20 protein-coding genes are annotated in these 23369 nt (G+C 70.4%); 12 read left to right on the top strand and 8 right to left on the bottom strand.

Annotated elements, in window-relative coordinates; all coding sequences use genetic code 11:
* Positions 1-11 precede the first annotated feature (11 nt).
* A complete protein-coding gene (locus tag ACIBLA_RS17815) occupies positions 12-824 on the bottom strand; it encodes a carbon-nitrogen family hydrolase (protein ID WP_399199098.1) in 813 nt (270 codons plus the stop codon).
* Positions 825-1001: 177 nt separating this feature from the next.
* Between ACIBLA_RS17815 and ACIBLA_RS17820 the strand changes: the two genes are divergently transcribed.
* Positions 1002-1826 carry a maleylpyruvate isomerase family mycothiol-dependent enzyme gene (locus ACIBLA_RS17820; RefSeq protein ID WP_363240549.1) on the top strand — a complete coding sequence of 275 codons (825 nt, stop codon included), beginning with the start codon at positions 1002-1004 and terminating at the stop codon, positions 1824-1826.
* Between the two features lie 21 nt (positions 1827-1847).
* Here the strand turns inward: ACIBLA_RS17820 and ACIBLA_RS17825 are convergent, their stop codons facing one another.
* The gene (locus tag ACIBLA_RS17825; protein ID WP_399199155.1) at positions 1848-3089 is read right to left on the bottom strand and encodes a nitrate/nitrite transporter; all 1242 of its coding nucleotides are present in this window, start codon (positions 3087-3089) and stop codon (positions 1848-1850) included.
* A 110-nt stretch (positions 3090-3199) separates the two neighbouring features.
* On the bottom strand, positions 3200-3874 hold the full coding sequence (locus tag ACIBLA_RS17830; RefSeq protein WP_399199099.1) for a GntR family transcriptional regulator: 675 nt from the start codon (positions 3872-3874) through the stop codon (positions 3200-3202).
* Between the two features lie 252 nt (positions 3875-4126).
* Between ACIBLA_RS17830 and ACIBLA_RS17835 the strand changes: the two genes are divergently transcribed.
* The 3 genes from ACIBLA_RS17835 (at position 4127) to ACIBLA_RS17845 (ending at position 6504) form a co-directional block, all read left to right on the top strand.
* Positions 4127-5032, top strand: a complete 906-nt coding sequence (locus ACIBLA_RS17835) for a serine hydrolase (RefSeq protein WP_363240552.1) — start codon at positions 4127-4129, stop codon at positions 5030-5032.
* A 134-nt stretch (positions 5033-5166) separates the two neighbouring features.
* A complete protein-coding gene (locus ACIBLA_RS17840) occupies positions 5167-6030 on the top strand; it encodes an RNA methyltransferase (RefSeq protein ID WP_399199100.1) in 864 nt (287 codons plus the stop codon).
* Between the two features lie 9 nt (positions 6031-6039).
* Positions 6040-6504: a hypothetical protein gene (locus ACIBLA_RS17845; RefSeq protein WP_399199101.1), complete on the top strand. Its 465-nt coding sequence runs from the start codon at positions 6040-6042 to the stop codon at positions 6502-6504.
* Between the two features lie 18 nt (positions 6505-6522).
* On the opposite strand, the gene ACIBLA_RS17850 is transcribed toward ACIBLA_RS17845, so the two are convergent.
* The 4 genes from ACIBLA_RS17850 to pdhA all read right to left on the bottom strand — a co-directional run bounded on the left by ACIBLA_RS17850 (position 6523) and on the right by pdhA (position 11466).
* Positions 6523-7686, bottom strand: a complete 1164-nt coding sequence (locus ACIBLA_RS17850) for a methyltransferase domain-containing protein (protein WP_399199102.1) — start codon at positions 7684-7686, stop codon at positions 6523-6525.
* A gap of 224 nt (positions 7687-7910) precedes the next feature.
* The gene (locus ACIBLA_RS17855; protein WP_399199103.1) at positions 7911-9299 is read right to left on the bottom strand and encodes a dihydrolipoamide acetyltransferase family protein; all 1389 of its coding nucleotides are present in this window, start codon (positions 9297-9299) and stop codon (positions 7911-7913) included.
* A gap of 14 nt (positions 9300-9313) precedes the next feature.
* Entirely contained in the window at positions 9314-10294 is a 981-nt protein-coding gene (locus tag ACIBLA_RS17860) for an alpha-ketoacid dehydrogenase subunit beta (RefSeq protein WP_363240557.1), read from the bottom strand.
* A 2-nt stretch (positions 10295-10296) separates the two neighbouring features.
* Positions 10297-11466: a pyruvate dehydrogenase (acetyl-transferring) E1 component subunit alpha gene (gene pdhA, locus ACIBLA_RS17865; protein WP_363240558.1), complete on the bottom strand. Its 1170-nt coding sequence runs from the start codon at positions 11464-11466 to the stop codon at positions 10297-10299.
* Between the two features lie 325 nt (positions 11467-11791).
* On the opposite strand from pdhA, the gene ACIBLA_RS17870 reads away from it, so the two are divergent.
* The 3 genes from ACIBLA_RS17870 (at position 11792) to ACIBLA_RS17880 (ending at position 14228) form a co-directional block, all read left to right on the top strand.
* Positions 11792-12451, top strand: coding sequence for a response regulator (locus ACIBLA_RS17870; RefSeq protein ID WP_399199104.1), 660 nt, complete (start codon positions 11792-11794; stop codon positions 12449-12451).
* Positions 12452-12602: 151 nt separating this feature from the next.
* The gene (locus ACIBLA_RS17875; RefSeq protein WP_363240560.1) at positions 12603-13103 is read left to right on the top strand and encodes a pyridoxamine 5'-phosphate oxidase family protein; all 501 of its coding nucleotides are present in this window, start codon (positions 12603-12605) and stop codon (positions 13101-13103) included.
* Between the two features lie 120 nt (positions 13104-13223).
* Positions 13224-14228 carry a phosphotransferase gene (locus tag ACIBLA_RS17880; RefSeq protein ID WP_363240672.1) on the top strand — a complete coding sequence of 335 codons (1005 nt, stop codon included), beginning with the start codon at positions 13224-13226 and terminating at the stop codon, positions 14226-14228.
* 12 nt (positions 14229-14240) lie between these two features.
* On the opposite strand, the gene ACIBLA_RS17885 is transcribed toward ACIBLA_RS17880, so the two are convergent.
* Positions 14241-15839 carry a protein kinase gene (locus ACIBLA_RS17885; protein ID WP_363240561.1) on the bottom strand — a complete coding sequence of 533 codons (1599 nt, stop codon included), beginning with the start codon at positions 15837-15839 and terminating at the stop codon, positions 14241-14243.
* A gap of 386 nt (positions 15840-16225) precedes the next feature.
* Here ACIBLA_RS17885 and ACIBLA_RS17890 point away from each other — a divergent pair, with 386 nt between their 5' ends.
* The 5 genes from ACIBLA_RS17890 (at position 16226) to ACIBLA_RS17910 (ending at position 23358) form a co-directional block, all read left to right on the top strand.
* Positions 16226-17872, top strand: coding sequence for a protein kinase (locus ACIBLA_RS17890; RefSeq protein ID WP_363240562.1), 1647 nt, complete (start codon positions 16226-16228; stop codon positions 17870-17872).
* Between the two features lie 126 nt (positions 17873-17998).
* Positions 17999-18715, top strand: a complete 717-nt coding sequence (locus ACIBLA_RS17895) for a hypothetical protein (protein ID WP_399199105.1) — start codon at positions 17999-18001, stop codon at positions 18713-18715.
* Between the two features lie 160 nt (positions 18716-18875).
* Positions 18876-19541, top strand: coding sequence for a PadR family transcriptional regulator (locus ACIBLA_RS17900; protein ID WP_363240564.1), 666 nt, complete (start codon positions 18876-18878; stop codon positions 19539-19541).
* A 95-nt stretch (positions 19542-19636) separates the two neighbouring features.
* Positions 19637-20377: an ABC transporter ATP-binding protein gene (locus tag ACIBLA_RS17905; protein WP_363240565.1), complete on the top strand. Its 741-nt coding sequence runs from the start codon at positions 19637-19639 to the stop codon at positions 20375-20377.
* A complete protein-coding gene (locus ACIBLA_RS17910; RefSeq protein WP_363240566.1) occupies positions 20374-23358 on the top strand; it encodes an ABC transporter permease in 2985 nt (994 codons plus the stop codon). The genes ACIBLA_RS17905 and ACIBLA_RS17910 overlap by 4 nt, the downstream gene beginning before the upstream one ends.
* Positions 23359-23369: the final 11 nt, after the last annotated feature.

A 23369-nucleotide genomic window follows, 5' to 3' on the forward strand; every position in this document is an offset into this window, starting at 1 on the left:
CCCCTCGGGAATCAGCCGCGGGGCGCCGTCACACCCAGCAGACGGTCCTTCAGGACCGGGAACTGCTCGCGCGTCGTCGCGACCTTCCCCAGGTCGAACTCGACGCTCAGCACCTCCTCGCCCGCCCCCGCCTCCGCCAGCACCTCGCCCCACGGGTCGACCACGATGCTGTGCCCGGACTGCTCCACCCCGGCGTGCGTGCCGGCCGTCGAGCAGGCGAGCACGTACGCCTGGTTCTCCACCGCGCGCGCCTGCGCCAGCAGCGTCCAGTGCGCGCGGCGGCGCGCCGGCCAGCCCGCCGGGACCACGAAGAGCTGTGCGCCCTCGTCGAGCAGTCCCCGGAAAAGCTCGGGAAACCGCAGGTCGTAGCAGGTGGCGAGGCCCAGCACCGCGTCCGGCAGGGCGACGGTCACCAGTTCGTCGCCCGCGCCCATCAGCGTCGCCTCGCCCTTGTCGAAGCCGAAGCGGTGGATCTTGCGGTACGAGCGCACGAGGGAGCCGTCCGGCGCGATGACGAGCGCGGTGTTGTAGAGGTCGGCCGCGCCGTCCAGAACGGCCTCGGGGGCCCGTTCCACGATGGACCCGGCGTGCAGCCAGACGCCCGCGTCGCTCGCCGCCTCGGACATCGCCCGGAAGGTCGGACCGTCCAGCGCCTCGGCCTCGGTGGCGAACGACTCGTACGCGAAAGCGCCCACCGGCCACAGCTCGGGCAGGACCACGAGGTCGGCGCCGCGCTGCTGCCTTACCAAGGAGGCCGCGCGCCGCCTACGGGAATTGATCGATTCGTCCGGGTCTACTGCGATCTGGATGAGGGAGGCGCGCACACTACCACCGTCCTGGCATTCGAGCCGTCTACACGGGCCTACGATCGTCACACGAAAGCACTGCCGGGGTGCCAACGGGCAGCGTAACTTAGGCTCTCGAACCTCCCCCGCAGCCCGCAGCCCGCCGCCCGCAGTCAGCAGCCCAGCCCGCTAACCGCAGAACCGTCGAGGGGTCCCGTGACCGTCCATCCCAGCCTTCAGAACTACGCCGATGCCTGGTCCCACTCCATTGAAGCCATAGCCGAGCTGGTACAGCCACTCGTCGAGGGTGAGTGGAACCGGCGCACGCCGTGCCCCGGCTGGTCGGTGCGGGACATCGTCTCGCACGTCATCGGGCTCGAAACCGAGATGCTCGGCGACCCCCGGCCCATCCACACACTGCCCCGCGACCTGTACCACGTGCGGAGCGAGATCTCCCGCTACATGGAGATGCAGGTGGACGTACGGCGCCACCACACCGCTCCGGAGATGACCTCCGAGCTGGAGTACACGATCATCCGCCGCAACCGCCAGCTGCGGAACGAGAACCGCGAGCCCGGCACCATGGTCCGCGCCCCGCTCGGCGCCGAGCAGACGCTCGAACAGGCCATGCGCAACCGCGCGTTCGACATCTGGGTGCACGAGCAGGATCTCCGTACGACGCTGAGCAAGCCCGGCAACCTCGACTCCGCCGGCGCGCTCGTCACACGCGACGTACTCCTCGAAGCCCTCCCGAAGGTGGTCGCGAAGAACGCGGGCGCGCCGCCGTACACGGCCGTCGTGCTCGACGTGCACGGCCCCGTCGAGTTCCTGCGGACGGTCCGGGTCGACGCGGACGGCCGGGGCACGATCGACGGCTCGCCCTCGCTCGGCCCCGCGGTGACGCTGGCGATGGACTGGGAGACGTACTTCCGGCTGGCGTGCGGGCGGGTACGGGCCGCCGCGGTGCCGGACCGGATCAAGACGGACGGGGACACGGAGCTGGCGGCGGCGATCCTGCGGGAGTTCGCGGTCACGCCGTAGCCGGTAGCCGTACCCGCACGCTCACGCGGGGACGTGCACGGCCTCCACCCGGCTCGCCACCAGCCGTTCCCGCTCCCGCCGCGCCGTGCGCGCCCGCAGCCGCAGGATCTGGACGATCCCGAGCGCTTCGAGGACGAAGACGGACGAGAACGCGACCCGGTAGTCGCCGCCGGTCGCGTCGAGCAGCACGCCGACGGCGAGCAGCGTCGTCATCGAGGCGACGAACCCGCCCATGTTGACGATGCCGGAGGCGGTGCCCTGACGGGCCGGCGGGTTCGCGGGCCGGGCGAAGTCGAAGCCGATCATCGAGGCGGGTCCGCAGGCGCCGAGGACGACGCAGAGCGTGATCAGCAGCCACATCGGCGCGTGGGCGCCGGGGTAGCCGAGGGTCGACGCCCACACGAGCGCGGTCACACCGACCGTGCCGAGGGCCAGCGGTGCCCTGGCGGCATGGTGGCGGGCGATGATCTGCCCGTAGACGAGGCCGATCACCATGTTGACGAGGACGATGAGGGTCAGCAGATCGCCCGCCGTGGCACGGGACTGCCCCTGGGCCTCGACGAGGAACGGCAGGCCCCAGAGCAGAAGGAAGACCATCGCGGGGAACTGGGTGGTGAAGTGCACCCAGAGCCCCAGCCGGGTGCCGGGCTCCCGCCACGACTCGGCGATCTGCCTCCGTACATAGGTCGCACCGGCGTGCTCGGACGGCGGCGGCTCGTGGCCCTCGGGGTGGTCCTTGAGGAAGAACAGCATCAGTACGAGGACGACGACACCGGCCATCGAACTGCCGACGAACGTCGTCGTCCAGCCCAGGTCGCTCAGCAGGCGGGCGATGACGAGGGTGGAGACCAGATTGCCGGCCATCCCGAAGAGGCCGGTGAACTGCGCGATCAGCGGCCCCTGGCGGGCGGGGAACCAGTGGGCGCCGAGGCGCAGTACGGCGATGAAGGTCATCGCGTCCCCGCAGCCGAGAAGGGCGCGGGCGCCGAGGGCCATGCCGTAGGAGGGGGCGAGGGCGAAGCTGAGCTGGCCGAGCGTGAAAAGCGTCACGCCGATGGTGAGGACCCGGCGGGTGCCGAGCCGGTCGACCATGAGGCCGACGGGTATCTGCATGCCGGCGTAGACGAGGAGCTGGAGGATCGAGAAGGTGGAGAGTGCGGAGGCGTTGACGTCGAAGCGGTCGGCGGCGTCGAGTCCGGCGACGCCCAGGCTCGTACGGAAGATGACGGCGACGAAGTAGACGGCGACACCGATGCTCCACACGGCGACGGCCCGCCGGCCGCCGGGCGGGTCACCGGGAAGGCCGAGGGCGGGGCCGCGTCCGGAGGGTCGGGACGGTCCTGAGGGTCGGGACGGTCCTGAGGGTCCCGTACTCACCTGGCCTCACCCCGGATGAGCACCTTGACGCGGCTGACGTGGGCGCGCACGCACCGCGCGGCGGCGTCGGCGTCACCGGCCCGGATGGCTTCGAGGAGTTCGCTGTGCTCGGTGATGCTGGTCCGGACGCGCTCGGGGTGCGCCTCCATGACGGCGACGCCCATCCTCAACTGCCGGTCCCTGAGCTGGTCGTAGAGCTTCGACAGGATCTCGTTGCCCGCGTTGCGGACGATCTCGGCGTGGAAGCACCGGTCGGCGACGGCCACGGCGGCCGGGTCCCCCTCGTCGGCGAGGCGGTGCTGTTCTTCGAGCAGCTCCTCCAGGCGCGCGAGGAGCCGCGCGGACGCGGGGACGGCCTTGCGGGCCGCGAACTCCTCGACCAGCAGCCGGGTTTCGACGACATCGGCGATCTCCTGCGCGGAGACGGCGAGCACGAGGGCGCCCTTCTTGGGATAGAGCTTGATCAGCCCCTCGACCTCCAGCTTGAGCAGCGCCTCACGTACGGGCGTACGCGACACCCCGACGGCCTCGGCGAGTTCCCCCTCCGTAAGGAGGGTCCCGCCCTGGTAGTGCCGGTCGAGCACGCCCTGCTTGATGTGGCTGTAGACACGGTCGGCGGCGGGTGGCTGTTTGACGGGAGCGGCGGCGGGTATGGCGGGTGCGGCAGGCATGCGCACAGCTTAGATACAACAGGGATGCGACGGGGATCCCGTCCGTATCGCGGAACAGAAGATTTCCGGCGTGTTGTGCATCCATTCATGTCGCTCATGCGTCTTTCATTGGACTCCCTCTTTACGAGCGCGAGACCAATTCACTTCAGACCAACGCATTCGCGACATCGGAGCGTTCCTTTGATAAGCAGCTTCCCGGGCCTTCGCAGAAACGCGCGTCGTTCCACCGTGGTGGCCCTCACCGCCGGCGCCATGCTGACAGGCACGGTCCTCGTCGCCCCGGCGACCCAGGCGACCGAGTCCGCCCCCGCCGCCCAGGCCGCCGCCGCGCTGCCGACCCTCTCGGCCAAGGGTGCCTTCCTGCTGGACGACACCACCGGCGCCAAGCGGTACGGCAAGAACGCGGACATCCGCCGCCAGATGGCGAGCACCACCAAGATCATGACCGCGGCCGTCGTGCTCAACACCAAGGGCATCGACCTCAACCGCCAGGTCACGATCAAGCAGACGTACCGCGACTACGTCGTCCGCGAGGGCGCGAGCACCGCGGACCTGCGCACCGGCGACAAGGTGACGATCCGCCAGCTCCTCTACGGCCTGATGCTCCCGTCCGGCTGCGACGCGGCGTACGCCCTCGCGGACGCGATCGGCACCGGGTCGACGGTGGCGGCGCGCACGAAGTCGTTCATCTCGAAGATGAACGCCAAGGCGACCGAACTGGGCCTGACGAACACCAAGTTCGACTCGTTCGACGGCATCTCGGCGGCCGGCGACAACTACACGACCCCGCGTGACCTGGCGACGATCGCCGACTACGCGATGAACAACTCCACGCTGCGCACGGTCGTCAAGGCCACGAGCTACAAGACCACGGCGACGACCAGCACGGGCGGCACCCGCACCTACACCTGGTACAACACGAACCAGCTGCTCGGCTCGTACTCGGGCGCGTTCGGCGTCAAGACCGGCACGGGCACGGCCGCCGGCCCCTGCCTGATCTTCGCGGCGACCCGCAACGGCAAGACGCACATCGGCGTCATCCTGAACGGCACCGACCGCTACACCGACGCGGCGAAGCTGCTCGACTACTACTCGGGCGTGTCGACGGCCAAGACGATGCAGCTCCGCCAACTCCCGGCGGGCGCACAGCGCGACTGACCACTGACCCCCTGCGGGACCGAGTAAGGGGCGCGGCCACCACCGGGTGGCCGCGCCCCTTGTTGTTGCCGGGAGTTGCTGCCCGCCGTTGTAGCCTTCCCCGGTCAGAGATCTCCCGACAGCCAGGAGGACGGGTGGCCGGTCAGCGGATCACGACCCGCAACGCCCGCTTCCAGCAGTGGCACGCGCTGCTCGCCAACCGCAACAAGCGCAAGCGCCAGAACGAGTTCCTCGTCCAGGGCGTACGGCCCATCACGATGGCCGTCGAGCACGGTTGGACCGTACGCGCCCTGCTGTACGACGCGAGCCGCCCGCTCTCGCGGTGGGCCGAGGAGTTGCTGCGCGGCATCAGTACGGACCGGGTGGCGATGGCCCCCGAACTCCTCGCCGAACTTGGCGAACGCGGCGACGGCGCGCCCGAGGTCCTGGCCGTGGTCGAGATGCGGCCGGACGATCTGAGCCGGATCGCCGTCCATGAAGCCTTCCTGGGCGTGCTGTTCGACCGCCCCACCCAGCCGGGCAACATCGGCAGCATCATCCGCTCGGCGGACGCGTTCGGCGCGGACGGGCTGATCGTCACCGGCCACGCGGCGGACGTCTACGACCCGAAGGCCGTACGCGCCACCACAGGCTCCCTGTTCGCGCTCCCGGTCGTCCGCAGCCCGTCGCACCACGAGGTGGCGCAGTGGCTGACGAAGGAACGCGGGCAGGGCCGCCCCGTCGCGGTCGTCGGCACGGACGAGCACGGCGAGGCGGACGCCGACCAATTCGACCTCACCCAGCCGGTGCTGCTGCTGATCGGCAACGAGACGGCCGGCCTGAGCGCGGGCTGGCGCGAGTTGTGCGACCACGTGGTGAGCATCCCGATGTCGGGCTCGGCAAGCTCCCTGAACGCGTCGAACGCGGCGACGGTGGTCCTGTACGAGGCCGCGCGCCAGCGCCGTCGGGCTGCCTCAGGATCTGCCAAGCGGGGCACGCCGCTTCATATACACGATTAACCTCGTGGAATGACGGTCGACAAAGGCACGGGGACGGCCCGACAGGCGAACATAGGCGGCGCCGTCCTCCAGGTGGTGGGCCGGGTCATCGCCTTGGGCTGCTGGGTCGGCGCCCCGGTCCTGCCCGCCCTGGCCGTCTTCGGCGATCTCCACTGGGCCTGGTCGTTCTTCTCACTGCTGATGGTCCTGAGCGGTTCTGTCATCTGGTCCGACGTGGCTGAGGCGAAGGCGGACACGGCACGGCTGCGGCAGTCGGGACGGCCGGCGGTGGCGAAGATCATCGCCGCGAAACGGGTCGACCCGGAAGACGGCTCGGCGGACATCTCCGTGCTGACCCTGCGGATCAGCGGCACGGACGTCCCGTCCTTCGAGGCGACCTACCAATGCGACCACGAGGAGCGCTTCCGGGTAGGCGCGAGCTTCAAGGCAGTCGTGGATCCGTCCGACAACCTCTTCACCCTAAGGCCGCTGTGAGCGGCGGGACCACGCCCCTCACCCCACCAGGTTCGCCGGAACGTCCAGCCACACCTTCTGCCGTCCCCGCGCCGTGACCGTCAGGCCGAAGCGGGTCAGGGGCGGGCGGGCTCTGTCCTCCCACCAGGTTCGCGCCGCCGTGATCTCGTCCCAGAGGCGGCGGGGGCCCCATTGGCGGACCGCGTCGGGGGCGTCCCAGGACTCGTAACGTGCCGATGCGCAGGAGCCGTTGCCGTCCGAGAGGACGATTCGGTACGTGGTCGACGGGTTCGAGGCGTCCCAGGTGTGGGCGTAGCGCGCGTCCGGGACGCGGAGGCCGATCGTGAACGCCACGTCCACGTTCGCCAGCGCCAGCTCCGGGTCCATGGCGGACGGGCCGTGGGTGTCGGGGTCCGTGGGTGGGAGAGTTACGGCGTGGGGGCGTTGGGCGCGCATCCACATGAAGCTGACGTTGCCGACGAAGCGGCCGCACGAGGGGCCGCCGGGCTCGCCCGTCACCAGGCGCAGCAGGCCGGCGTTGGCGAACGGCGTGCCCCACGGCGTCACGATCGTGCCGCCGGGCCGGGTCTGGGCGATCCAGGTGCGGGGGACGCGGCGTACGGCCGCCGTCGAGTGGATGTGGTCGTACGGTGCGCCCTCGGGCCACCCGGTCAGGCCGTCGCCGACCACCAGCCGGGCAGGGGCGAGCGCTGCGGACTTCAGACGGTGCGCGGCCTCGGCGGAGATGCGGGGGTCGACCTCCACCGTCGTGACGGCCTCGGCGCCGAGTCGGGCCGTCAGCAGGGCACTTGTCCAGCCCGTGCCCGTACCGACGTCCAGGACCCGGGCGCCGTCGGTGACCTCCAGATGCCGGAGCATCGACGCGACCAACGAGGGCTTGGACGCGGACGACGTGGGGATGCCGGGGCCGTCGTCGGCGCCGTCGTCGAGTTGCGTGACGACGACCCCGTCGGCGTCGACCAGCGCCCACCACGTATCGGGCTCGACGGCTCGGCTGACGCGCCGGTGGCCGGTCGGGGCGCCGTCGTCGGGCGCCCACACGACCTCCGGCACGAACTCCGCCCGCGGGGCACGCGCGAACGCGCCCCGCCAACCCTCCTCCAGCGCACCGGACTTGGTCAGACCGGCCAGCAGCCGCGCGTAACCGTCACTCACTTCTTCGGCGGAACAGGCCTGGTCCACTGACCGTCCGACTCCTTCGGCGTCTGCTTCTGGTCCCCTTCTGTGCCGCCCTTGCCGTCACCGTGCTCACCCATGAGCGTCTCCCCTCGGTCTCTGACCGGCCGACTGCGGGCGGTCACCAAAACAGATATACCCGCTTCGCTCCGTGACCATCAGGGGCGCGTAGAAGCGAAAGGGTCGCGACTCCGCGCGGAGTCGCGACCCTTCGGTCTTTGCGTGAGCCGTCAGCCCCAGGTGATCAGCCGCTTCGGCTGTTCGAGGATCGCCGCGATGTCCGCCAGGACCTTGGAGCCCAGTTCGCCGTCCACCAGGCGGTGGTCGAACGACAGCGCCAGTGTGGTGACCTGGCGGGGCTTCACCTTGCCCTTGTGGACCCAGGGCTGGAGCTTGATCGCGCCGACCGCGAGGATCGCGGACTCGCCCGGATTGAGGATCGGTGTGCCCGTGTCGACGCCGAAGACGCCGACGTTCGTGATGGTCACCGTGCCGCCCTGCATGGCCGACGGGGTGGTCTTGCCCTCGCGGGCCGTGGACACCAACTCGGACAGGGACTCGGCGAGTTGGGGCAGGGTCTTGTCCTGCGCGTCCTTGATGTTCGGGACGAGCAGGCCGCGTGGGGTCGCCGCCGCGATGCCGAGGTTGACGTAGTGCTTGAGCACGATCTCCTGGGCGGTCTCGTCCCAGGTGGCGTTGACCTCGGGGTGGCGTTTGATGGCCACCAGCAGCGCCTTGGCGATGAGCAGCAGCGGGTTGACCCGGACACCGGCCATGTCCTTGTCGGACTTGAGCTCGTCCACCAGCTTCATCGTGCGCGTCACGTCGACCGTCACGAACTCCGTGACGTGCGGCGCGGTGAACGCGCTGCCCACCATCGCCGCCGCCGTGGCCTTGCGTACGCCCTTGACGGGGATACGGGTCTCCCGGCCGGCGGGAGCGGGCGCGGGGGTCACGACCGGCGGCTCAGGCGCCTCCGCCTCCGGTGCCGTCGCCGCGTGGACGTCGTCGCGCGTGATGATCCCGTCCGGGCCCGTCGGCGTGACCATCGCCAGGTCCACACCCAGGTCCTTGGCGAGCTTGCGCACCGGCGGCTTCGCCAGTGGGCGGGACAGTGCGTCGGCGGCGGGAGCGGACGACACGCCGTTCATCTCCGACTGGATCGCCGCAGCCGCGGCGCCCTGCTCGGGGACCGCTGACGCCCCCCTGCGGGGCCGCCGCTTCGTGGACGACTCCGCGACGCCGTAGCCCACGAGCACCGGCTGGCGCCCCTTCGGCTCGGCGGCCTCCGGAGCCGGCGCAGGCTCCGGTTCCTGAGAGGGCTCCGGCTCCGGCGCCGCCTCGCCGCCCGGTGCCACGTCCACCGTGATGATCGACGCCCCGACATCGACGGTCGTGCCCTCGTCGAAGCGCAGCTCGTGCACCACCCCGTCGTAGGGGATGGGCAGTTCGACGGCGGCCTTCGCCGTCTCCACCTCGCACACCACCTGGCCGTCGACGACGGTGTCGCCCGGCTGTACGTACCACTTGAGAATCTCGGCCTCGGTGAGTCCTTCGCCCACGTCGGGCATCTTGAACTCGCGATAGCGCGCCGAGCGGGTGGAAGTGTCAGCAGTCATGGTCACGGCACTCCTCAGTACGCGAGCGAGCGGTCGACGGCGTCGAGCACCCGGTCCAGGCCCGGAAGATACTCCTCCTCCAGGCGCGCCGGCGGATACGGGGCGTGGAATCCACCGACCCGCAGCACCGGAGCCTCCAGGTGGTAGAAGGAGCGCTCCGTGATCCGGGCGGCGATCTCCGCGCCGGAGCCGTAGAACACCGGTGCCTCGTGGACCACGACCAGCCGGCGCGTCTTCTCCACCGACGTCTGGATCGTGTCGAAGTCGATCGGGGACATCGAGCGGAGATCGAGCACCTCCACCGACTTGCCCTCCTCGGCCGCGGCAGCCGCCGCCTCCAGGCAGACCTTCACCATGGGGCCGTACGCCGCGAGGGTGAGATCCGTGCCGGTGCGGGTGACGCGGGCCTTGTGCAGCGGGCCCGGAATGGCCTCGGTGTCGACCTCGCCCTTGTCCCAGTAGCGCCGCTTGGGCTCGAAGAAGATGACCGGGTCGTCGCTCTGGATCGCCTGCTGCATCATCCAGTAGCCGTCCCCCGACGTCGACGGCGAGACGATCTTCAATCCCGCCACATGCCCGAACAGCGCCTCCGGCGACTCCGAGTGGTGCTCGACGGCGCCGATGCCGCCGCCGTACGGAATGCGGATGACGACCGGCAGCTTGATCTTGCCGAGCGCACGGGCGTGCATCTTCGCGAGCTGCGTGACGATCTGGTCGTACGCCGGGAAGACGAAGCCGTCGAACTGGATCTCCACGACGGGCCGGTAGCCGCGCAGCGCGAGGCCGATCGCCGTACCGACGATGCCCGACTCGGCCAGCGGGGTGTCGATGACCCGGCCCTCGCCGAAGTCCTTCTGGAGCCCGTCGGTGACCCGGAAGACACCGCCGAGCTTGCCGACGTCCTCGCCCATGATCAGGACCTTGGGGTCGGTTTCGAGGGCGACGCGCAGCGACTCGTTGATCGCCTTCGCGAGGGGAAGTTTCTGTACGGCCATGGCTACTTGCCCTCCTCGAACGACTCCAGGTACGCCGCGAACTGCGCCCGCTCCTCGTCCACGAGCGCGTGCCCGTCCGCGTAGACATGCTCGAAGATCGCCAGGTGGTCCGGGTCGGGCATCGCCCGCACCGCCTCACGCACCCGCCGCCCGAGCGCCTCGCTCTCCTCCTCCAGAGCCGCGAAGAACGCCTCGTCCGCGGCCGACTCCCGCTCCAGATACGCGCGCAGCCGCAGGATCGGGTCCTTCGCCTTCCACGCCTCGCGCTCCTCGTCCGCCCGGTACTTCGTCGGGTCGTCGGACGTCGTGTGCGCGCCCATCCGGTAGGTGAACGCCTCCACGAGCATCGGGCCCCCGCCGCTGCGGGCGCGCTCCAGCGCGGCGCGCGTCACGGCCAGACAGGCCAGTACGTCGTTGCCGTCGACCCGGACGCCGGGGAAGCCGAAGCCCTGTGCGCGCTGGTAGAGCGGCACGCGCATCTGCTTCTCGGTCGGCTCGGAGATGGCCCACTGGTTGTTCTGGCAGAAGAAGACCACCGGCGCGTTGTAGACGGCCGAGAAGGTGAACGACTCCGCCACGTCGCCCTGGCTGGAGGCACCGTCGCCGAAGTAGGCGATGACGGCGGAGTCCGCGCCGTCCTTGGCCACGCCCATCGCGTAGCCGGTGGCGTGCAGCGTCTGCGAGCCGATGACGATCGTGTAGAGGTGGAAGTTGTTGGTCTTGGGGTCCCAGCCGCCGTGGTTCACACCGCGGAACATCCCGAGCAGGTTCGTCGGGTCGACTCCCCGGCACCAGGCGACGCCGTGCTCCCGGTAGGTCGGGAAGACGTAGTCGCTGTCGCGCAGCGCGCGTCCCGAGCCGATCTGGGCGGCCTCCTGGCCGAGCAGCGAGGCCCACAGGCCCAGCTCGCCCTGGCGCTGGAGGGATGTGGCCTCGGCGTCGAAACGGCGTGTGAGGACCATGTCGCGGTAGAGCCCGCGCAGGGATTCGGGGGTGATGTCGGCCAGGTAGCCGTCGTACTCGTCGTTCTTGACGCGTTCGCCCTCGGGCGTCAGCAGCTGTACGAGCTGGGGCTCGGACGCCTTCGGCTGCGACGCCGTCTTTGCGCCGGCGCGCTTGGTGCCGCTGCTACGTCGCGGCTTTCGCGCGGCGGCAGTGCTCTCCACGGTCACGTGCGTGCTCCTCCGTCGGTCCGGTCCCCGGGATCCGCCGGGAACCAGTGCGGCTCGCCTGCTTCCGGACGCGTGCATGGGGTGGGTGCGACCCGGCCGGGACAGGCGTGACAGGTGCCCCGGCGAGCGCCCTGTCACAGGCACGTTACCCAGTGGGTCGCATTCCTGCGAAACCCCTATTGACCTGCGATTTTGCTTGGATTTCCAAGTAAATGGCAGAGCGCGGGGACAACCACTGGTCACAGCCTTGCAGGCCGCCGGAACAACGGCACGTTATCCCGGCCGCCCACGACGGGGATAGGGGGAAGTGTGTTTGACTGATCTCGTGCCTGAAAAGGGAAAAATCACCGTATTTCTGCTGGACGATCACGAGGTCGTCAGGCGGGGTGTCCATGAGCTGCTCGCCGGCGAGAACGACATCGAGGTCGTGGGCGAGGCGGGTACGGCGGCCGACGCGCTGAGCAGGATCCCGGCCACCCGGCCGGACGTCGCGGTGCTCGACGTACGGCTGCCGGACGGCAGCGGGGTCGAGGTCTGCCGGGACATCCGCGCCAGGGACGAGGGCATCCGGTGCCTGATGCTCACCTCGTACTCCGACGACGAGGCGCTGTTCGACGCGATCATGGCCGGCGCCTCGGGTTACGTACTCAAGGCGATCCGCGGCGACGAGCTGCTGGCCGCCGTCCGGGACGTGGCGGCCGGCAGGTCACTGCTGGACCCGGTCGCGACGGCACGGGTGCTCCAGCGGCTGCGCGAGGGCAACACCCCCAAGGGTGACGACAGGCTCACGAACCTCACCGAGCAGGAGCGCAAGATCCTGGATCTCATCGGCGAGGGCCTGACCAACCGGGCCATCGGCGAGCGGCTGCATCTCGCCGAGAAGACGATCAAGAATTACGTCTCCAGTCTGCTGTCCAAACTGGGCATGGAGCGGCGGTCGCAGGCCGCCGCGTACGTGGCGAGACTCCAGGCCGAGCAGCGCTGAAACGGCCGCTCACGGCGCCGGGCAGCGCTGAAACCTGCCGAAGGGCCTCAACCTGCCCGCGTCTCCGCGAGTCCGGGCAGGGACCAAGGTCCTCCTCATCCGGGGCGGGCTCCCCTGTTCTGTGGACGATCGGTGACAGAGAGTGGATGTCATGTCCACCGATGATCTGCGCGCCATCGAGCTGCTCCACCGGGTCCGGTACGGACGGGTGGCGACGACCATGCGGGCGATGCCCTTCGTGGCCCCCGCCCGCCATATCGTCACGGACGACAGCGTCGTCCTGCGGATGCACCGCGGGATGGGCTACCACCGCGCGTGCAGCGGCAGCGTGATCGCGTACGGCGCCGACAACTTCAACAGCGGCGAGCGCGACCTCTGGTCGGTCCAGTGCACCGGCACGGCCAGCATGATCAGGCCGACGTCGGACGAGCTGGCCCTGTTCGGGCCGGGACCGCACCGCGTCGACGGCGAACCGTTCGAGCCCGTCTACATGAGCCTGACGCCCCAGTTCGCGACGGTGCACGTCCTCGAATACTCGACAGAGCAGGAACCCGAGCGCGAGCCGGAGCACGATCCCGAGCGCGAACCCGGGCACTCGACCGCGCCGAGCGGAAGCCGTAGCGGAGCGCGACACGATCGCCACGCTGCGTGATCTACCATTTGAAGGGTGCCGCGCTCATCTGCAACGACTGCGACGATGCCCTACAAGCCCTATGTCGTGACCAATCCACCCGTGGTGGACCTGCCCTTCGGTCTCCTGCCGCTCGGTGACCTGCTCCGACGCTACAAGTACTGCGGCGAACCGCTGGCCTGCCGACCGGTCGCCCAAGGCCTGCTGAATCGCGGCTACCGGCTCACCACCACCCACGGCTCCTACTTCCTCAAGCACCATCTCGACGGCGACCGCGAGTCCATCGCCCGCCAGCACCGCGCCATCCGGCGGCTCCAGGCACGGGGTGTGCCCGTCGCGCCGCCTGTCCGGGACACCGAGGGCGGCACCGTCACCGTCGTCGACGGCCGCTGCTACGCCCTGCACCCCTGGGTCGACGGCCGGCACCGCACCGGCGCCCGGCTCACGCCGCTCGCGTCGGGCCGGCTCGGGTCGCTCCTCGGAGCCGTACACACCTGTCTGGGACAGGTCATGGAGTCGGCGCGGGGGTCGACCGGTCGCCTCGCGTACGACGGCGCCTATGACGGTGTGTACGACAGCGCCAGCCCCGCCGACACCTTCGCGCTCATCGACGAACTGCTGGCCCTCGCCCGTGGGCGCACCCCGCGCGACGGCTTCGACTCACTCGCCGAACACCGGCTGCGGGAGCGGCGCACGCTCCTGGAACGGCACGCCCACCACCGGCCGCCGCCGGCCGCCGCGACGGCCACCGGGTGGGTGCACGGCGACTTCCACCCGCTGAACCTGCTCTACCGGGGCACCGAGCACGTCGCGATCGTCGACTGGGACCGGCTGTCCGTCCAGCCGCGCGCCGAGGAGGCGGTCCGGGCGGCGGCGATCTTCTTCGTACGGCCGTCGGGGGAGCTGGACCTGGTGAAGGTACGGGCGTACGCGCGCGCCTACCGGCTGGCGTCCGGGGCCGACGACGCCGAACTGGCCGCGGCCGTCCACCGGGTGTGGTGGGAGCGGCTGAACGACTTCTGGATACTGCGCTGGCGCTACCAGCTGGACGACCGAAGGGCCGACCCGCAGTTCCCTGCGGTGTCGGCCCTGGCGGTGTGGTGGACGCGGAGGTACGAGGAGGTGTGCGAGGCGTTCGCGGGCTGATCGCGGCCCGGATCAGCCCGCGCCGGCGGCGGTGCCCTCGACGACTCCGCCACCGGGGTCGCCCGCGGCGCCGCCCGGCGTCCCCGTGCCGCCCTCGGTGGTGCCCTCGCTCGTCCCTTCCGTGCCGCCCGGGTCCCCCGACGGCGTCGGTTCCGACGACGGCTCTCCCGTACCGCCCTCCGTCGTCCCCTCGTCGTCGCCCGGATCGGTCGACGACGGCGGGCCGGACGGCGTGTCCGACTCCGACGGCGACTCGCTCGGGGAGTCCTCCGTCGGGTAGTCCGGCTGCTGGTTGCCCCCCGTCGAGGTGTCGTGCTCGTCGTCGGTGGGCGCGGACTCCTCGTCCGACTTCGACGGCTCCTCGCTGGGGCTGGTGGACGGGCTCTGGGTGGTCTTCTGGTCCTGCTTGTTCTCGTTGCCCGTGTCGCCCATGGTGTTCACCGCGTACGCGGCGCCCGCCACTATCGCGACCACCGCGAGCAGCGCGAACAGCCACATCTTGCCGCGGCCACCGCGCCGCCCGTTGCCGTGCCGGTCGCCGTCGTAACCGCCGTCGTGCGGGTTCTGCGGCGGCAGCAGCGGGCGCTGCGTGGTGTCGCCGTGCGGCGGGTGACCGAGCGCGGCCGTCGCGGCGACGCCCATCGCCGGGGTGCCGCCGTCGTGGGAGTCGACGGGGCCGGTGTTCCAGGTGCCGGTGTGGCTGCCCTGCTGCTGGAGCATCTGCATGCCGTACTGGACGAGACCGCGCATCTCCTCGGCGCTCTGGAACCGGTCGTCCGGGTCCTTCGCGAGCGAGCGCATCACCAGCCCGTCCAGCTCCGGCGGCACCACGTCCGAGACCTCGGACGGCGGGACGGGGATGTCCTGGACGTGCTGGTACACGACGGACAGCGGCGTCTCACCGGTGAACGGCGGGCGCAGCGACAGGAGTTCGTAGAGCAGACAGCCCGTGGCGTACAGGTCGGACCGGTGGTCGACGGCCTTGCCGAGCGCCTGCTCGGGGGAGAGGTACTGCGGCGTGCCCATGACCATGCCGGTCTGGGTCATCGTCGACTGCGCGCCGTGCAGGGCGCGCGCGATGCCGAAGTCCATCACCTTGACCGCGCCGCCGTTGGTGATGATCACGTTCGCGGGCTTGATGTCACGGTGCACGATGCCGTGCTGGTGCGAGTACGCGAGCGCTTCGAGCACACCGGAGACGATGATCAGCGCCTGCTCCGGCGGCGGCGCCTCGGCGTTGATCAGCAGATCGCGGATCGTGCGGCCCTCGACCAGTTCCATGACGATGTACGGAACGGTCTGACCGCCCACGACATCCTCACCGGAGTCGTACACCGCCACCACAGCATGGTGGTTGAGCCCGGCCACCGACTGGGCCTCGCGGGTGAAGCGGGCCTTGGAGACGGGGTCCTCGGCGAGATCGGACCGCAGCAGCTTGACGGCCACGGTGCGGCCGAGCCGGACGTCCTCCGCCGCGTACACCTCCGCCATACCGCCCCGGCCGAGGCGGTACGTCATCCGGTAGCGGCCGTCGCCGACCAGTGCGCCGACGCCCCATGAGTCCGTCGCATCAGGCACTCCGCCGCCGCCTGCCTCGGGTTCGGGTGCCATCAGTCCTCGCCGTCGTTTCTGTTCCGCGTGCCGCCCGCGTGCACGGGGTCGCGGTGGTGCCTGGGATGGATGAAGGTATGGGGCCCAGGAGCCGGTACGGATCCTGGACGGTGCTGTGCCCCGGTCACGCTACAGCCTTCGCACGGCACGCCAATTGGAGATGGACCGGCCATCAAACCCGGTGCGGCTGCGCGTACGCAAATTCCATGCTGTTCCTGTAACGCTTCCGAGACGCTTGTTGTGCGTACGGTCACGGAACGGGCACCCGGCTTGACGTGTCAGTGGCCTGCGGCAGACTTGGCCCGTAAATACGGGATCACGTGAGTACGGATCAGCGCGAAGCCACTGAGAACACCGCGTCGCCGCGCCGAGGGGGAAGCACAGTCATGAGCAACGACGGCGCACAGGGCCGCTATGCGGGCGGTTCGGTCGCGGGTGGCCGGTATCAGCTTCGTGACCTGCTCGGCGAGGGCGGCATGGCGTCCGTCTACCTCGCGTACGACGCGGCGCTCGACCGACAGGTCGCGATCAAGACGCTGCACACCGAACTGGGCCGTGAGCAGTCCTTCCGCGAGCGCTTCCGGCGCGAGGCGCAGGCCGTCGCGAAACTGTCGCACACCAACATCGTCTCGGTCTTCGACACCGGTGAGGACGAGCTGGACGGCTCGCTCATGCCGTACATCGTCATGGAGTACGTGGAGGGGCAGCCGCTCGGCTCCGTGCTCCAGACGGACATCCAGCAGTACGGCGCGATGCCGGCCGACCGCGCGCTGAAGGTGACGGCGGACGTGCTGGCCGCGCTGGAGACCAGTCACGAGATGGGCCTGGTGCACCGCGACATCAAGCCCGGCAACGTGATGATGACCAAGCGCGGCGTCGTCAAGGTGATGGACTTCGGCATCGCGCGGGCCATGCAGTCGGGTGTCACGTCGATGACGCAGACCGGCATGGTCGTCGGCACGCCGCAGTACCTCTCCCCCGAGCAGGCGCTGGGGCGCGGCGTCGACGCGCGCTCCGACCTGTACTCGGTCGGCATCATGCTCTTCCAGCTGCTGACGGGCCGACTGCCCTTCGAGGCGGACTCACCGCTGGCGATCGCGTACGCGCACGTTCAGGAGGAGCCGGTCGCCCCCTCCTCCATCAACCGCTCGGTCACTCCCGCCGTGGACGCGCTCGTCGCGCGGGCGTTGAAGAAGAACCCGAACGAGCGGTTTCCGAGCGCCGCAGCCATGCGCGACGAGTGCGCGCGGGTGCTTCCGCAGGGCCAGACCGGCGCGCCGGTGATCGTGCAGGGCGCCCCGTCGACGAGCGGCTCGGGCGTGGGCTCGGCGGTCTTCCCGCCGGTGGACCAGGGGACGCCGGCGCCGTCGCAGGGCGGCATGCAGACGCCGTACCAGCCGGGGGCGTACGGCCCGCCGACGCCGGCCATGCAGAACCCGGCGCCGATGCAGACGCCGCCCCCGACCTACGGCTACCCGCCGCAGCCCAACCAGGGGTACCAGACCCCCGCGCCCTCGTACTCGATGTCACCGCAGACGGCGCCGATGGGGTCGGGGCAGGTCGGACACGGGGGGCATGGCGGGCACGGCGGTGGCGGCAACGGCGGCAGGCGGAACATGCCGGTCATCGTCGGGTCGGTCGTGGTGGCGGTCGCGGCGATCGCCGGTCTGGTCTTCGCGCTCCAGTCGGGCGGCGACGAGGACAAGGGCTCGGAGGCCAAGCCCAGCGGCTCGGCGGTGGAAGGGCACCGGCCGCCGGAGCGCAACCGGACCATCGACAAGGAGAAGTGCTCGGACGCGTACGAGGACGGGGTCGACCCGACCAAGGTCCAGGCACCCGACCTGCGCTACAAGGACATCCTCTCCGTGAAGGAGTGCCTGCGGTCCGCGGAGTGGACGTGGAAGGTGACCGAGGTCAACGACCCCACGCAGGCCAAGGACATCGTGGTCGAGCAGTTCCCGCGCCAGGGCTCGGCGGTGCTGCCCAAGGACCAGGAGTTCGAGCTGACGATCTCCACGGGCAACCCGGAGTAGCCGCGAACGTGGCGTAGGCACGTAGGCGTCGGCACGTAGGGGTCGCGCGGGAGTGTACGGCGGCCGGGGACAGTCGAATGTCGCCGAGATGCCGCTTCTGTCACCACATGTGACGCTGAGTCGGTGATGTCACGGCTCCACGCAGGACAGCGCACCCGCTGCGCGAGAGCGAACGCGGTCGCGGTCGTTCTCGCTCTCGCTCTCGCTTTCGCCGTTCTCGCCGGCCCGTTGCTTGCCGCGACTCTCGCGTACGCCGAGGAGGGCGAGCCCTCGCGCGTCGACCCGTCGTCGCCGACCCCGAGCGCGACCTCCTCGCTGGCCGGGAATCAGGCCGGGCAAGGACGGCCCAGGCCGGGGCGGACGACGGCGAGTCCGGAGGCGTCGGAGTCGGCGTCGGAGTCGGAAGCCGTCGACGACCCCGCGGACGCCACGTACCCGGCGATGTCACCGATCCCGCCGATGTCGCCGAGTGCGAGTGGAAGACCATCGTCCGGTTCCGCTTCGCCATCTCCCAGCCGCTCGGCGTCGGCCTCCGGCAAGCCGAAGAACGACAGGAAGAGCGAGAAGAAGAGGGACCGCGAGACGGAACCCGAACGGGAGCCGGACCGCCCGGACGAGGACGACCGGGATGAGGGAGGTCTCCTGTCGGACGACTACGGGGCCTCGGCGGACGCACCCGTCCCACCCCGTACGCCCCCTCAGGACACCACCGCACAGGAGCAGAACAGCCAGGCCGTCTCCGAGCCGGTCACCCGCGCCGTGCCCGCGCTGACCCTCGGTATCGGAATAGCGCTGATGGGTCTCGGTATCGGTTTTCTGGGCCTACGACTCCGGCGACACTGACCCCACGGCACCCGTCCCGCCGGTCCGCGCACCGCCTCTGAGCTGCGCCTTCGCCGCCCCCGTACATCTCGCACCACCCTTACCTCCTCCTTACGACGGACGCGTGACGTCCCCCTCAAGACCCTTGCCGTCGAGTACATACTCGGTATACATACTGAGTATGTCGATCCGCCACGGCCTTCTGGCCCTCCTTGAACCGGGACCGCGCTACGGCTCTCAGCTCCGTACGGAGTTCGAGTCGCGCACCGGCGCCACCTGGCCCCTGAACGTCGGCCAGGTCTATACGACGCTCAACCGTCTGGAACGCGACGGCATGGTCGTCCAGGACGGTGAGGACGAAGCCGGGCACGCGCTCTACGTGATCACGGACGCCGGCCGTGAGGAACTGCTGAACTGGTTCCGCTCACCGGTCGACCGGCGCAGTCCGCCGCGCGACGAACTGGCCATCAAACTCGCGATGGCCGTCGGCGCACCCGGAATCGACATCCGCGACGTGATCCAGTCGCAGCGCCACCACACGGTGCAGGCGATGCAGGACTACACCCGGCTCAAGGCCCAGGCCACCGAGGTCTCCCCGGACAACCGGGACGAGGTGGCATGGCTGCTCGTGCTCGAACAGCTCATCTTCCAGACGGAGGCGGAGGCGCGCTGGCTCGACCACTGCGAGGCCAGGCTCGTCCGGCTCTCGCTGATGGCCGCGCAGAAGGAGAAGCAGCAGAAGAAGGAGCGGGCGGAGGAGCAGGACGGGGAGGAGGAGCGGCGGAACGCCGCCGATCCGGTTCCGCCGGGGGAGAAGCCGACGGCCGCCCGCTCCAGGAGCCGCTGACAACAGGCCACGCCCGCAACGCCCGCACACCCGTCCACAGACCTGCGCGCTCTGCGCGTCTACGCACAAGATCCGCTCTCAAGGGGGGACCACCCATGCCTGACCAGGCACCTCATCCCGTGCTCCAACTCAAGGACCTGACCCGCGTCCACGGCAGTGGCGCCACCGAGGTCCACGCCCTGCGCGGGATCAACCTCGACGTCTACCCCGGCGAACTCGTCGCCGTCATGGGCCCGTCCGGCTCCGGCAAGTCCACGCTGCTCACCATCGCCGGCGGCCTCGACACCCCGACCTCCGGCCAGGTCATCGTCGAGAACACCGACCTCACCACCGCGGGTCGCAAGCAGATCGCCGCGCTGCGCCGCCGCAGCATCGGCTACGTCTTCCAGGACTACAACCTCATCCCGGCCCTCACCGCCGCCGAGAATGTCGCCCTCCCCCGCGAACTCGACGGCACATCCGCCCGCAAGGCCCGCGCCGAGGCCGTCGCCGCCCTGAGCGAGATGGACCTCCAGCCCCTCGCCGACCGCTTCCCGGACGAGATGTCGGGCGGCCAGCAGCAGCGCGTGGCCATCGCCCGCGCGCTCGTCGGCGACCGCCGCCTCGTCCTCGCCGACGAGCCCACCGGCGCCCTCGACTCCGAGACCGGCGAGTCCGTGCTCGCCCTGCTCCGCAGCCGCTGCGACGCGGGCGCGGCCGGTGTCCTGGTCACGCACGAGCCGCGCTTCGCGGCCTGGGCCGACCGCGTGGTCTTCCTCCGGGACGGCGCCGTCGTCGACCAGACGATCCGCAGCCAGGCCGACTCGCTCCTCACGGGCCAGGCGGCCGAACGGTGAAGAACTGGTACCACTCCTGGCGCGCCGCGATCCGGATAGCCCGCCGTGACGCCTGGCGCTTCAAGGGACGCAGTTTCCTCGTCCTCGCGATGCTCGCTCTGCCGATTCTCGGTGTGAGCGCCGCCGATCTGACGATACGCAGCGCCGACCTCTCCGCCGCCCAGTCGCTCGACCGCGATCTGGGGCGCGCCGACGCCCGCATCGACGATCCGAGTCTCGGCGGCGCCCCGATCATGCAGAACCCCAAGGGGGAGAACTACACGCCGGTCGGGGACTACGACGACAAACCGTGGCCCGAGGGCGACACGGACATCACGGCGGTCATCCCGGCCGACGCGAAGTCCCTCATCGACTCGGAAGGCATGGCCAAGCTCAAGACCACCCACGGCCTGCTGAACACCTCGATCCGGGAGCTCAAGGCGGCGGACCCGATGGCCGAGGGCATCATGACCCTCGACCGCGGCCGGTTCCCGCGCGAGCCCGACGAGGTCGCCGCGACCAACAGCTTCCTGGAGAGCAGCGGTCTCCATGTCGGTTCGAAACTGACGGCGCGCGGACTCGACACCACGTACCGGATCGTCGGCGCGTACGAGCTGCCGGACGACCTGGACAGTGCCCAGGTCAACGCGCTTCCCGGCGCCCTGCTGGGCCCGCTCGACAAGGCGCTCGCCGCCGCGGAGCTGCCCGGCACCGGGGCGTCCAGCACCTATCTGACCGATGTGCCCGGCGACGCCGGTTTCACGTGGAACATGGTCAAGGCGACCAACACCAAGGGCGTCATCGTCATCTCACGGGCGGTCGTACTCGACCCGCCGGCCGCATCGGACGTGCCGCTGTACGACGTGGAGGGCATGTCCGAGAACGTCGGCAGTTCCGGCAACGCCACCCAGCTCGCCATCCTCAGCACCGTCGTCGGCCTCGTGATGCTGGAGATCTGCCTGCTGGCAGGCCCCGCGTTCGCCGTCGGCGCCCGCCGCTCCCGCCGCCAGCTCGGCCTGGTCGGCGCCAACGGCGGCGACCGCAACCACATCCGGGCCATCGTCCTCAGCGGCGGACTGGTGATCGGCGTGGTCGCGGCGGTGGTCGGTACGGTGCTCGGCGTCGGCCTGACCTTCGCGTTCCAGCCGCTGCTGGAGGACGTCCTCGGCAAGCGCTTCGGGGGCTTCGACATCCGGCCGCTGGAGCTGATCGGGATCGCGCTGCTCGCGGTCGTCACCGGCCTGCTGGCCGCGATCGTGCCCGCGGTGACCGCGTCCCGGCAGACCGTCGTCGCCTCGCTCACCGGCCGCCGCGGCATCCGCAAGTCCAACAGAGCGCTGCCGGTCGTGGGCCTGACCGCCGTCGTGCTCGGCGCGGGCATCGCGCTGTACGGCTCGACGATGTCCGACCAGGCCATGCTCGTCGGCGGCGGCAGCGCGCTCGCCGAGCTGGGTGTGGTCGCGCTGACCCCCGCGCTGGTGGGCCTCTTCGGCCGGATCGGCCGCTGGCTGCCGCTCTCACCGCGGCTCGCGCTGCGGGACGCCGTACGCAACAGGGGCCGTACGGCTCCGGCGGTGGCGGCGGTGCTGGCGGCGGTCGCGGGCACGGTGGCCGTCGCGACGTACACGGCCAGCTCGGACGCCCAGGCCGAGGCCCGGTACGAGGCGAGCGTGCCGTACGGCACGGTCGCGATCCTGTCCCCGGAGTCCGCCGCGGATGTCCCGTCGATGCGGGACAACGTGCAGAAGCTGCTTCCGACGGACGTGCGGGCGGATGTGGACCGGGTCGTGGTCGGCAAGAAGAGCTGTTCGGCCTACGGGGGCGGCGACGACTGCGGACAGTACGAGATCGTCCGGCCCACCGCGTACGAGTGCCCGCTGTGGGCGTCCGACGGCACGGACGAGGACCCCACGGAGAAGTTGTCCAAGGCGGAGAAGCGCAAGCTCGCCAAGGACTGGCGCTGTTCCTACGACAACGACGGCCTCGGCAGCATGGGCGGCGAGATCCTGGTCGGTGACGAGAAGCTGCTCAGGGTCCTGAAGATCGACAACCCGGACGCGAGCGAGGCGCTGGCCAACGGGCAGGCCGTGTCCTTCGCCAAGAGGAACATCAACACCGAAGTCGGGAACGGAAAAGGTTCGGCGGACGGCAAGGGCGGCGCGCGTGGCGGCGCGGTGGCGCCCGAGGACACACTGCCTCCCCTGGAGGTGGTGGCTCCCAAGGGCGGCGTGAACGGCACGATCGACATCCGCCTCACCTCCGCGGCCGACATGGACAAGTTGGAAGCGGCGAACATGGAGGGCCGGGAGCCGCCGGGCACCGTCAAGTCGATCCCCGCCCACCAGATCTCCGGCAGCCCGAACGCGTACGGCGTCACGATGATCGTGCCTCCGGACGTGGCCGAGAAGGCGGGCTTCACAACCGTCCCGTACGGCTCCTTCTTCTCGACCGAGCGGCTGCCGAGCGACACACAGGAGCAGAAGCTCAACGGCGAGCTGGCCAAGACGGGCAGCGACTCCATGCTGACCATCGAGAAGGGCTTCACGCCGGAGAACAGCACCACGCTGCTGGCACTCGCCGTCTTCGCGGGGCTGATCACCATCGGTGCCGCCGGTATCGCCACGGGTCTCGCCCAGGCGGACGCCGAGCCCGACCTCAAGACACTGGCCGCCGTCGGGGCGCCGCCGCGGGTCCGCAAGGCCCTGAGCGGTTTCCAGTGCGGGGTGGTGGCCGCGATGGGTGTCGTGCTCGGCTCGGCGTCGGGGATCCTGCCCGCCATCGGGCTGCGCTTCACCGAACGCCGCGCGGAGGACCGGATGTACACGCGGATGCTGGACGAGGGATGGGGCGGCGGACCGGATGCCACGGCACCGTTCGTGCCCGTGGTCATCCCGTGGGAGACGCTGGGCCTGCTGCTCCTCGTCGTCCCGCTCGGCGCCGCGGTGCTGGCCGCCCTGGTCACCCGCTCGCGAGGCGCGCTGGCGCGCCGGGCGGCGATCTGACGCGGTCTGAT

The organism is Streptomyces sp. NPDC050433 (assembly GCF_044458565.1).
GTDB lineage: Bacteria > Actinomycetota > Actinomycetes > Streptomycetales > Streptomycetaceae > Streptomyces.

Excerpts from the sequence above, each read along its gene's own strand:
- ACIBLA_RS17875 (WP_363240560.1), top strand. The coding sequence starts at position 12,603 with ATGTCCACCGATGATCTGCGCGCCATCGAGCTGCTCCACCGGGTCCGG.
- ACIBLA_RS17830 (WP_399199099.1), bottom strand. The coding sequence starts at position 3,874 with ATGCCTGCCGCACCCGCCATACCCGCCGCCGCTCCCGTCAAACAGCCA.
- ACIBLA_RS17845 (WP_399199101.1), top strand. The coding sequence starts at position 6,040 with ATGACGGTCGACAAAGGCACGGGGACGGCCCGACAGGCGAACATAGGC.
- ACIBLA_RS17835 (WP_363240552.1), top strand. The coding sequence starts at position 4,127 with ATGCTGACAGGCACGGTCCTCGTCGCCCCGGCGACCCAGGCGACCGAG.
- ACIBLA_RS17860 (WP_363240557.1), bottom strand. The coding sequence starts at position 10,294 with ATGGCCGTACAGAAACTTCCCCTCGCGAAGGCGATCAACGAGTCGCTG.
- ACIBLA_RS17895 (WP_399199105.1), top strand. The coding sequence starts at position 17,999 with ATGTCACGGCTCCACGCAGGACAGCGCACCCGCTGCGCGAGAGCGAAC.
- ACIBLA_RS17885 (WP_363240561.1), bottom strand. The coding sequence starts at position 15,839 with ATGGCACCCGAACCCGAGGCAGGCGGCGGCGGAGTGCCTGATGCGACG.
- ACIBLA_RS17855 (WP_399199103.1), bottom strand. The coding sequence starts at position 9,299 with ATGACTGCTGACACTTCCACCCGCTCGGCGCGCTATCGCGAGTTCAAG.
- ACIBLA_RS17905 (WP_363240565.1), top strand. The coding sequence starts at position 19,637 with ATGCCTGACCAGGCACCTCATCCCGTGCTCCAACTCAAGGACCTGACC.
- ACIBLA_RS17890 (WP_363240562.1), top strand. The coding sequence starts at position 16,226 with ATGAGCAACGACGGCGCACAGGGCCGCTATGCGGGCGGTTCGGTCGCG.
- ACIBLA_RS17900 (WP_363240564.1), top strand. The coding sequence starts at position 18,876 with ATGTCGATCCGCCACGGCCTTCTGGCCCTCCTTGAACCGGGACCGCGC.